This window comes from Acidovorax sp. FJL06 (genome assembly GCF_003852545.1).
GTDB lineage: Bacteria > Pseudomonadota > Gammaproteobacteria > Burkholderiales > Burkholderiaceae_C > Acidovorax.
The window spans coordinates 260066-267264 of sequence record NZ_QAJR01000012.1 but is presented as its reverse complement, the minus strand read 5'-3'; the positions used below and the strand labels follow the sequence as shown (position 1 = coordinate 267264).

Here is a 7199-nt window from a genome sequence, read left to right as displayed (position 1 = left end):
CGCCCCCAAGCCCGCCAGCCGCGCGCCCCAGGCCGGCCATGACGACGACTGGGAGTCTTTCTGAGCCGGCGCTGAACCGGTTCTGAGCGGGCCCGGGCGGTGATGCCCGCGCCCCCAGCCGGGGCTTCGCGGGCGGCCGGGGGCCGGCCCCGGCCCCACCGGATAATCGCCCGATGCGTTTTTCTCCTCGTGCCATGGGCCTGCTGGCGGCCGTTGTGACGGTCACCATCTGGACGGGCTTCATCGTCATCGCCCGCGCCTCGGCCCAGCGCACGCTCACCCCGCTCGACATCGCCCTGCTGCGCATCGCCGGCGCCAGCCTGGTGTTGCTGCCCTGGGGCTGGTGGATGGTGCGGCGGCGCACGCAGGCCCTGGGCGCGGCCGCCCCGCCCGCCAGCCTGGGCGGGATCTCGCCCTTGCCGCTGCGCACCACGGCCCTGCTGGGCCTGTTTGGAGGGCTGCTCTACGCCCTGCTGGCCTATGCAGGCTTCTTCCACGCGCCCGCCACGCATGCCTCGGTGCTCATGCCCGGCAGCCTGCCGCTGTGGACGGCGCTGCTCGCCGCCTGGCTGCTGCGCGACCACATCACACCGCCGCGCGCCGCCGGGCTGGCCCTGATCGTTGCGGGCGACCTGCTCGTGGGCGGACGCAGCCTGCTGGCCGCCTGGGGCGGCGGCGATGTCTGGAAGGGCGATCTGCTGTTCATGCTGGCCGCATCGTGCTGGGCCACCTACAGCGTGCTGGCGCGGCGCCATGCGGTGGATGCGGTGCAGGCCACCATCGCCATCACGGCCTTTGCCTGCGCGGCGTATGTGCCCGCCTATGCCCTGCTGGTCGGGCTGGGTGCTATCACCAGCCACCTGGCGGTAGCGCCCTGGAGCGAGATCGCCTTCCAGATGGTGTTCCAGGGCGGGGGTTCGGTGGTGGTCTCGGGCATTGCGTTCACGCGCATGATCCAGCACTTCGGCCCCGTGCGCTCCACCATGATCACGGCACTGGTGCCCGGGCTGTCGGCCATGGGCGCAGTGTTTTTCCTGGGGGAGCCGATGCACTGGAACCTCGTGGCCGGATTGCTGCTGGTGACCACCGGTATCCTTGTGGGGGTGCTGCGCACAAGCCCGGCCCCGGCCCCCCAGCGCCCCCTGCGCACGCACCCGACAACGACAACACCCGGCCCATGAATCTGCTCGCCTTCGACACCAGTACCGACACCCTCTCCATCGCCGTGCAGCACGGCGATGGCGTCTGGCAGCACCAGGGGCCGGGCGGCGCGCAGGCCTCGGCCGCGCTGATCCCCACCGTGCAGGCCCTGATGGCCCAGGCCGGCCTGTCGTTCGACACGCTGGACGTGATCGCCTTCGGGCGCGGCCCCGGCTCGTTCACCGGCCTGCGCACCGCCTGCGCCGTGGCCCAGGGGCTGGCCTTTGGGGCGCGCGGCGGCCAGGGCGTGCCCGTGCTGCCCGTAGACACCCTGCTTGCCGTGGCCGAAGAAGCCCGCCAGCAGCACGGCTGCACCCAGGTGGTGGCCGTGCTCGATGCACGCATGGACGAGGTCTACCACACGCGCTGCCGATATGTGCCGGGATTGCAGGCGGCCAGCGGCCAATGGCAGACCGACGCCGACTTTGGCCTGGGCAAGCCCGAATCCGTGCAGGTGCCCGCGGGTTGGACGGTGGCAGGCAATGCGCAAACGCCCTATGGCGAGCGGCTGGCGGCTGGCGCCCGCCATGTCACCGCCCTGCCCACCGCCACCGCACTGCTGCGCCTGGCGCCCGCGCTGATCGCCGCAGGGGCGGCCGTGCCCGCCAGCGACGCGCTGCCGCGCTACATCCGCGATAAAGTGGCGCAAACCACCGCCGAGCGCGCCGCCCAGGCCATGGCCCCGCCCAAAGACCCCGCATGAGTGCCCTGCCCACCCCTTCGTCCTCTGCTGCAGACGACACCGCCTCGGCCCGCCCCGAAGCGCGCTTTGAAGCGCTCACACTGGCCCGGCTCGATGCCGTGCTCACCGTGGAGCAGCGCGCCTACTCGCACCCCTGGACGCGTGGCAACTTCACCGATGCCCTGGCCTCGGGCTACCAGGCGCAGGTGCTGATGGCGGGGGACCATCTGCTGGGCTACTTCGTGGCCATGATGGGAGTGGACGAAGTGCACCTGCTCAACATCACCGTCACCCCCGAGTTCCAGCGCCAGGGCTGGGCGCGCGTGCTGCTCGACGCCCTGGCCCTGTGGTCGCGCGGGCGCGGTGCGCAGTGGCTGTGGCTGGAAGTGCGTGCGAGCAACCTGCGCGCCCAGGCCATCTACCTGGCCCACGGTTATCGCCGCGTGGGCGACCGCAAACGCTACTACCCGGCAGACCATGGCCAGCGCGAAGACGCCGTGGTCATGAGCCTGGGGCTGTGACCCCCGCCTGCCACGAACCCACCGATTGCCCGCCCGTATGAGCCTCCACCTCGATGCGCGACAGCGCGCCATGCTGCAAGAAATGGGGGTCACCGTGTGGGGCCCGCCACCGGCAGCGGCCCCGACCGCCCCACCCGCCGCCCCATCCGCCGCCGTTTCTGCCGCCGCTGTGGAGGCCCGCAGCCCGGCCGCCGCGCCCGCGCATGCACCAGCCCCGCCCCCCGTGGCGGCGGCACCCCGCAGCGCTGCGCCCCTGCCCACAGCCGCCCCCCGCACGCCGCCCCCAAGCACCAGCAGCGTGGCCCCGCCATCCACAGGCCCGGCCGCCCCGGCGCTGCAACTGCACGCGCCCCAGGCGCTGTACCCCACGGCAGACCCGGCGCAGACGCCCGCAGGCCTGGGCAGCGGCTGGTTGATCGTGGCGGAAAGCCTGACCCCCGCCGACCCGCTGGGCGGGGACGCCGGGCGCCTGCTGGACAACATGCTGCGCGCCATGCAGTTGCACCGCCATCCGCGCGTCTTCTTGGCGGCGCTGGAACGGCCTGGGCCCGGCGCCGAAGCCAGCGCCCACATCCCCGCCACCCTGGCCGACGTGGTGGCCACGCTGCAGCCCGCCATGGTGCTGGTGCTGGGCCATGTGGCGGCACGCGCGGCCCTGGGCCGCACCGAGCCGCTGGGCCGCCTGCGCGCGGGCCCGCACCAGCTGGCGGGCTGCCCGGCGGTGGTGACCTATGACCCGGCCTTTTTGCTGCGCTCGCAGGACACCAAGGCCGCCGCCTGGGCCGACCTGTGCCGCGCCCTGGCGCTGGTGCGCGGGGCCTGACCTCGGCCCACCGCACCGCCCGGCACCCTCCCGGTGCCATAATCCGCGACTTGCCTATTTTTGACGGAGACAGCTCCTTGGAAACCTACCCGAGTTGGTAGCTTTCAGCTCCCCGGCCTGCCGTGGGGTTGAAAGCACCCCCAGACCCCACACCGCAGTTGCCACACACAAGGGAGTGAGCCCATGCTCAACATCTTTACGCTTGCCAATGGCCGGCTGTTCCAGGAAGAAATCGAGTCCCTGGAAGAGCTGACCCGCTTCCAGCCGATCTGGGTCGATCTGGAAGCCCCCACCCTCGAAGAGAAACGCTGGATCAAGCAGCACTACGGCCTGTCCATCCCCGAGGATGCGATGGACGAGGACATCGAGGAATCCGCCCGCTTCTACGAAGAAGACAACGGCGAGCTGCACATCCGCAGCGACTTCCTGATCGACGACGATGAAAACCCGCGCTCGGTGCGCGTGGCCTTCATCCTCAACCAGCACAACACCAACCTCAAGAGCCGGGGCGTGCTGTTCTCCATCCACGACGAAGACGTGCCCGTGTTCCGCCTCTTGCGCATGCGCGCACGCCGCGCGCCGGGCCTCATCGAAGACGCCAAGGAAGTGCTGCTCAAGCTGTTCGATGCCGACGCCGAATACTCGGCCGACACGCTGGAAAACATCTACGACGAGCTCGAAGCCGTGAGCCGGCAGGTGCTGGCCGGCGACGTGACCGACACCCGCGCCGGCGAGGTGCTGGCCGCCATCGCGCGCCAGGAAGACTTGAACGGCCGCATCCGCCGCAACGTGATGGACACGCGCCGCGCGGTGAGCTTCATGATGCGCTCCAAGATGCTCAACGCCGAGCAGTTCGAGGAGGCGCGCCAGATCCTGCGCGACATCGAGTCGCTGGACAACCACACGGCCTTTTTGTTCGACAAGATCAACTTCCTGATGGACGCCACGGTCGGTTTCATCAACATCAACCAGAACAAGATCATCAAGATCTTCTCGGTGGCCAGCGTGGCGCTGCTGCCGCCCACGCTGATCGCGAGCGTGTACGGCATGAACCTCAAGTTCCCCGAGCTGGAGCTGCTGGGTGCGGGCGCCTACCCCTACGTGCTGGCCCTGATGGTGACCAGCGCGCTGGGGCCGATGTGGTACTTCCGCAAGCGCGGCTGGTTGAAGTAGCCCCCCTGTGGCGCTGCGCGCCTTCCCCCCCGAGGGGGGACGCCTCCAGCGGCCCGGCAGAGCCGGTTCCGCGGTGGCGCTGGCGGAGGCTTGCCCTCTCCTCAGTTCGGTAGATTTTTAATGAAATCGGCCTCTAGCGCTTGATGGATAAGCGCTAATAGCTATCAAATTTATAGCTTTTGAAGCAGTGTCTGCACCATGTGCTCGGCGTAGCGGCTGGCCACGGTCTGCACGAACAGTGCGAAGTCGCCATGGGCGGTGTCGTCGGCGCGGTCCGAGATGGTGCGCACGGCGGCGAAAGGCACGCCATAGTCCTGGCAGACCTGGGCCACGGCGGCGCCCTCCATTTCCACCGCGAGCACGTCGTGCCCGGCGCCCCGCAGCGCGGCGCGCAGGCGCAGCGATTCTTCAGCGGTCGAGACAAACCGGTCGCCGCTGGCCACCAGGCCGTGGTGCACGCGGTGGCGGGGCTGCCCCGGCGAAGACATCAAACCCCATTGGCCGCTAGCGCCCGCCACGCATGCGCTGGCCGCTTCCAAAAGCAGAGCACTCAAGGCGGGGTCGCAGGCCAGCCGGCTGCGCCCGTAACCCGGCAGCTCCCAGCGCGGAAACAGCGGCGAGGCGTCCATGTCGTGCTGCACGTAGTCCTGGGCCACCACCACATCGCCCACATTCACCCCGTCGCCCACGCCCCCGGCCACCCCGGTGAACACGATGCGCGCCACGCCGAAATGCTCGATCAGCGCCGTCGCCGTGGTGGCGGCCGCCACCTTGCCGATGCCCGACAGCGCCAGCACCACCCGCCGGTCGTGCAGCTCGCCCCGCCAGAAGGCGCGGCCCGCGTGCATCACGCGCTGCGGATGGGCCAGGTGCCCGACCAGCGAGCTTTGCTCCTCGGTCAGTGCACTCAGGATGGCGGTACTCATACAAAAACCCTCGGATCAACACGCAAGAAAACGGCCTGCCGGGGCGGCCCGGCGATGAAAAAAGGCGGCCGAAGCCGCCCGCAGATTGTGGCGCGCAATGGCTGCACGCCCCTGCGTCATTTCTTGTCGCGCAACTCGCGGCGCAGGATCTTGCCCACGGGGGTCTTGGGCAGCTCGGTGCGGAACTCGATCACGCGGGGCTGCTTGTAGCCCGTGAGTTCGTGGCGGCAGAACTCCTTGACCTGCGCCTCCGTCAGCGCCGGGTCCTTCTTCACGATGACGAGCTTGACGGCCTCGCCGGTCTTTTCGTCCGGCACCCCCACCACGGCGCATTCGAGCACGCCCGGGCAGTTGGCCACCACTTCTTCCACCTCGTTGGGGTAGACGTTGAAGCCGCTGACCAGCACCATGTCCTTCTTGCGGTCCACGATCTTGAAGTAGCCGCGCGCGTCCATCACGCCGATGTCGCCGGACTTGAAGTAGCCGTCCTCGGTCATGACCTTGGCGGTCTCGTCGGGGCGCTGCCAGTAGCCGGCCATGACCTGCGGGCCCTTGATGGCGATCTCGCCCGGCTCGCCCAGCGTGGTGACTTCACGGCCCTCGTCGTCGAGCAGCTTCATGTACGTGCCCGGGATCGGCACGCCGATGGTGCCGGTGTACTCGGTGGCCGTCACGGGGTTGCAACTGGCCGAGGGGCTGGTCTCGGACAGGCCGTAGCCTTCGCAGATGGGGCAGCCGGTCTTCTCCAGCCAGAGCTTGGCCACGGCGCCCTGCACGGCCATGCCACCGCCCACCGAGACCTTGAGGCTCTTCCAGTCGACGGTGTTGAAGTCGGGGTGGTTGGCCAGCCCGTTGAACAGCGTGTTGACGGCCGGGAAGCTGTGGAAGCGGTGCTTGGACAGCTCCTTGAGCACCGCCGGCAGGTCGCGCGGGTTGGGGATCAGGATGGTCTTGCCGCCGGTGCGCATGCTCAGCATCATGTTCACGGTGAACGCGAAGATGTGGTACAGCGGCAGCGCGCAGATGCTGGTGGGCTGCTCGCCGGCCGGCACCTTCTTCATCACGGGGTCGTTCCAGGCCTCGGACTGCAGCACGTTGGCGATCACGTTGCGCTGCAACAGCACGGCGCCCTTGCTCACGCCCGTGGTGCCACCGGTGTACTGCAAGAGCGCGATGTCATCGGGCTTGATGTCGGGCTTCTTGAGCGTGCCGCGCGTGCCCTGGGCCACCGCATCATTGAAGCGCACGGCGCCGGGCAGGTTGTAGGCCGGCACCATCTTCTTGACGTTGCGCACCACGTAGTTGACCAGCGCGCCCTTGAGCAGGCCCAGCTGGTCGCCCATGGCGCACAGCACCACATGCTTGACGGGCGTGTGCGCAATGCACTGCTCCAGCGTGGTGGCGAAGTTCTCGATGATGACGATGGCCTTGGCACCCGAGTCCTTGAGCTGGTGCTCCAGCTCGCGCGGGGTGTACAGCGGGTTCACGTTGACCACCACAAACCCTGCGCGCAGCACGGCAGCCACGGTGACGGGGTACTGCGGCACGTTGGGCATCATGATGGCCACGCGGTCACCCTTGACCAGGCCCAGGCCCTGCAGATAGGCCGCGAACGCGCTGGAGAGCGAGTCGGTCTGGGCATAGGTCACGTCCTTGCCCATGAAGCTGTAGGCGACGCGATCGGCGTACTTCTTGAACGCCTCGTCCATGAGGGCGACGAGGGAGGTGTACTGCGAGATGTCGATGTCGGCAGGAACCCCTTGCGGATAGGCGGCCAGCCACGGGCGGTCGGTCATGTGTGTTGTCTCCTGGTCAGTTTTATAGTGAGGTCGTGAATACCGTGCCGGCTTTTCTGCACGGTCGTGCTTTTTCGC

General features: G+C 68.9%; 7 protein-coding genes. 5 read left to right on the top strand and 2 right to left on the bottom strand.

Features of this window, described 5'->3' with window-relative positions; all coding sequences use genetic code 11:
- Window positions 1-173: 173 nt before the first annotated feature.
- From DBV10_RS08505 to corA, 5 genes are all read left to right on the top strand, one after another.
- Window positions 174-1181: a DMT family transporter gene (locus tag DBV10_RS08505; RefSeq protein ID WP_124512539.1), complete on the top strand. Its 1008-nt coding sequence runs from the start codon at window positions 174-176 to the stop codon at window positions 1179-1181.
- On the top strand, window positions 1178-1903 hold the full coding sequence (tsaB, locus tag DBV10_RS08500; protein WP_124512537.1) for a tRNA (adenosine(37)-N6)-threonylcarbamoyltransferase complex dimerization subunit type 1 TsaB: 726 nt from the start codon (window positions 1178-1180) through the stop codon (window positions 1901-1903). The genes DBV10_RS08505 and tsaB overlap by 4 nt, the downstream gene beginning before the upstream one ends.
- Window positions 1900-2403: a ribosomal protein S18-alanine N-acetyltransferase gene (gene rimI, locus DBV10_RS08495; protein WP_124512535.1), complete on the top strand. Its 504-nt coding sequence runs from the start codon at window positions 1900-1902 to the stop codon at window positions 2401-2403. The genes tsaB and rimI overlap by 4 nt, the downstream gene beginning before the upstream one ends.
- 37 nt (window positions 2404-2440) lie before the next feature.
- Entirely contained in the window at window positions 2441-3226 is a 786-nt protein-coding gene (locus tag DBV10_RS08490) for a uracil-DNA glycosylase family protein (protein WP_199740067.1), read from the top strand.
- 183 nt (window positions 3227-3409) lie between these two features.
- Window positions 3410-4399: a magnesium/cobalt transporter CorA gene (gene corA, locus DBV10_RS08485; protein ID WP_124512533.1), complete on the top strand. Its 990-nt coding sequence runs from the start codon at window positions 3410-3412 to the stop codon at window positions 4397-4399.
- A gap of 170 nt (window positions 4400-4569) precedes the next feature.
- Here corA and DBV10_RS08480 read toward each other — a convergent pair whose 3' ends face one another.
- A complete protein-coding gene (locus DBV10_RS08480) occupies window positions 4570-5325 on the bottom strand; it encodes a 5'-methylthioadenosine/adenosylhomocysteine nucleosidase (protein WP_124512531.1) in 756 nt (251 codons plus the stop codon).
- A 116-nt stretch (window positions 5326-5441) separates the two neighbouring features.
- Entirely contained in the window at window positions 5442-7121 is a 1680-nt protein-coding gene (locus DBV10_RS08475) for a long-chain-fatty-acid--CoA ligase (RefSeq protein WP_124512529.1), read from the bottom strand.
- Window positions 7122-7199 lie beyond the last annotated feature (78 nt).

Coding starts and splice junctions, on each gene's coding strand:
- DBV10_RS08505 (WP_124512539.1), top strand. CDS start 174: ATGCGTTTTTCTCCTCGTGCCATGGGCCTGCTGGCGGCCGTTGTGACG.
- tsaB (WP_124512537.1), top strand. CDS start 1,178: ATGAATCTGCTCGCCTTCGACACCAGTACCGACACCCTCTCCATCGCC.
- rimI (WP_124512535.1), top strand. CDS start 1,900: ATGAGTGCCCTGCCCACCCCTTCGTCCTCTGCTGCAGACGACACCGCC.
- DBV10_RS08490 (WP_199740067.1), top strand. CDS start 2,441: ATGAGCCTCCACCTCGATGCGCGACAGCGCGCCATGCTGCAAGAAATG.
- corA (WP_124512533.1), top strand. CDS start 3,410: ATGCTCAACATCTTTACGCTTGCCAATGGCCGGCTGTTCCAGGAAGAA.
- DBV10_RS08480 (WP_124512531.1), bottom strand. CDS start 5,325: ATGAGTACCGCCATCCTGAGTGCACTGACCGAGGAGCAAAGCTCGCTG.
- DBV10_RS08475 (WP_124512529.1), bottom strand. CDS start 7,121: ATGACCGACCGCCCGTGGCTGGCCGCCTATCCGCAAGGGGTTCCTGCC.